At 54.0% G+C, this 2,366-nt stretch carries 1 protein-coding gene and 2 pseudogenes; all 3 read right to left on the bottom strand.

All coding sequences use genetic code 11. The features are described 5' to 3' along the window. Positions 1-987 (bottom strand): annotated as a pseudogene (locus tag VIR50_RS11045) (right-handed parallel beta-helix repeat-containing protein); the annotation flags it as partial. Positions 988-1,054: 67 nt separating this feature from the next. Further along, complete coding sequence (locus VIR50_RS11040) at positions 1,055-1,738, bottom strand: NigD1/NigD2 family lipoprotein (protein WP_331935173.1); 684 nt, start codon at positions 1,736-1,738, stop codon at positions 1,055-1,057. A 3-nt stretch (positions 1,739-1,741) separates the two neighbouring features. After that, positions 1,742-2,366: pseudogene (locus tag VIR50_RS11035) on the bottom strand (acyltransferase); the annotation flags it as partial.

Here is a 2,366-nt window from a genome sequence, read left to right as displayed (position 1 = left end):
TTGCGCACCGGAGAACACGCTGTTGCGAATAACTATCTTACCCTTGCATCCTGAGAAATGAAGAAAATCGGCCGAGGAAGCCAACACCCGTCCGCTGCCCTCACGAGGACAACAACGCAATCCGTCCATCGTGATATTGGAAGAATACTGACTGACGATTCCCAAACCGTGCATGTAATGTACCCACACGTCATGAAAATCAACGCCATCGCTTTCCAACAACAACATACCTACTTGATCACGGATGATGTCGCGCACCGTAAGCACACTGCCCACGGCAGGCTCCAGCCCCTCCGGACGGGCGAAACGCAACACCCCGGGAGCCACTTCCACCGCGTCGGAAGCCGATAACAACTGCCAATCGCGGCTGAAATCGAACCTATCCGTAGCCGGATTGAACTTGATACAATGCGTAACATTCGACTTCCAACCCTCACCATACAACACCACTCGCCCGCTACGAACCGCATAACGGGTGTCCCTATGCGCCCGCAAATACACCGAGTCGGCCGTCACCCGCTCGTAAGTAAGCTCCGAACCGCCCGGTCTCTCAAAATCGAAACGCACATTGCGCAGACTGATACCCTTGCAACGAAGCATAGCCAGCATGGTCATCTTGCCATGAAACACGAAAGTGGCGCCACCACCGTCAATCGTCAGGTTGCTCATGTCTTCCAACAAAAGCCCGATAACCTTTTCTTTTGATGGACATTCCGTTTCCGATGAAGTGTTGGAAACAAAGATGTCACGCCGCGAAGCGCCCTCGGGCCAAAAGTCGTAGCGGCCCTCCTCGAACCGCAATACGCCATAACCCTTCTGCCGACACAAGTCCAACGCCTCGCGCACCTTGGCCACACTGTTGCCATAAGTATCGGGATAAAGGCCCAACCGCTCCACCGAGAGCGTGTCAGAAGCCCGCAGGGTCAATGCCGGCAACAGCAAAGCACTGCCGACAAGCCATAAGATTAACCTTATTCTTTTCGTCATAAAGCAAGACATAAATAATCATGAAGACTACCGAAACGCAACAAGACACGGCTCATGGCGCCCCGGCTTATAAGGAAGAAACGGTCAACACCTTGTTAACCAATCCCTTGTAGGAATTGACAGATAAATGAATCGTGCCCCGAAAGCCCTCCAAAGGCATGCTGATAACGTGATGCGCGGTGTAATACTGCGGCACATCGTTCTGCTCATGGCTGAATTGTATGTAAAGCTCCGCGGACCCATCAAGGGCTGTCACGGCTTTACCGAGCAGCAAACCGATGGTCTGCACGGTGTTCTCATCATCCACCTTGCCCGTTTTCAAGCCGAAAGCAATGTTCAGGTACTTGCCGTTGGGCGATACCCAAGCACTCTCAAAACTCACCGGGTCGGTAGCCACTGATTCGCCCTTGCCCACTTTTCGCAGTCTCACTATGGGCACTTGGGTTATCGAAACGGGCTCCGTGGTGCCGTCAGCCTCCACTTTGTTATGGTAAAACAAGGCCCTATAGACGGAATCGGGCGTCACTGCCCGGCGAGGTGATAGGAAAGGACGGAGCCGCAAGGCCTTTCCCTCGTCGGTAACCACGCTCACAAAGCGGCCCTCATGGTTGGTTCGGGCCTCTACATAATGAGCTTGGAGATAGGAATACTTCCCATCTCCACTCTCATAAGTCTCGTTTGAACAGCCGGCCAGCACGATGGCGACCAGCGCCAACGCCATTCCGGCAAGGTAACGTCCCACTCCCCGCATGGTCTACTTCTTGAAAGAGAAGCGGTTGAGCAGCGACTTGAACCTGCCACCCTCGGTCGCCGCACGGGCTGCCAGATAGTTCTTGGTGGGATAGGCGTACTGGCTCAACAAGCAGGTGCGCAGGTAGCGCTCGTCCTTATTCTCAATATCAATCTTTGCCAACTGGCCTGCCACGTACGCCTCGAAGTGCTCGTACTCCTCCTCGGTGTACTGTTCTTCGTACACTTTCGTGTCTTGAATCATATCCAAGGCTATGTAGTTGCAGGGATAAATGCGATAGCTGCGATGTATCTCGGTATCGATGTGGGCGGCAATCTCGTCAAACAACCGGTTCTTGGGCTGCTCCACGTCCACCGTATCCAGCCATGCGTCGATGCAGGGGGCGGCCTCGTAGTGGATGTGACCCTTGTAACCCTTGATTCCTACCAGCATGCTCTCGATGTCGTCCTCGGCGGTTTTCTTCCAGAAAGGCACGTCGCGGCGCAATTGATACTCACGAGCCTTGAGGTAATCGCAGGGATCGTACTCGTACGAAATGGCCAAAGGCACGATGTGAAGGGCTTGTAAGCGCTCTATAATGCTGCCCTCTCCGCCCATCGCCATCATCTTGAGGATGGCCGGTTGGGTA

Origin of the sequence: Prevotella sp., from assembly GCF_036570325.1 — a bacterium.
Classification (GTDB): Bacteria; Bacteroidota; Bacteroidia; order Bacteroidales; family Bacteroidaceae; genus Prevotella.
This window is presented reverse-complemented; position numbering and strand designations above follow the sequence as displayed.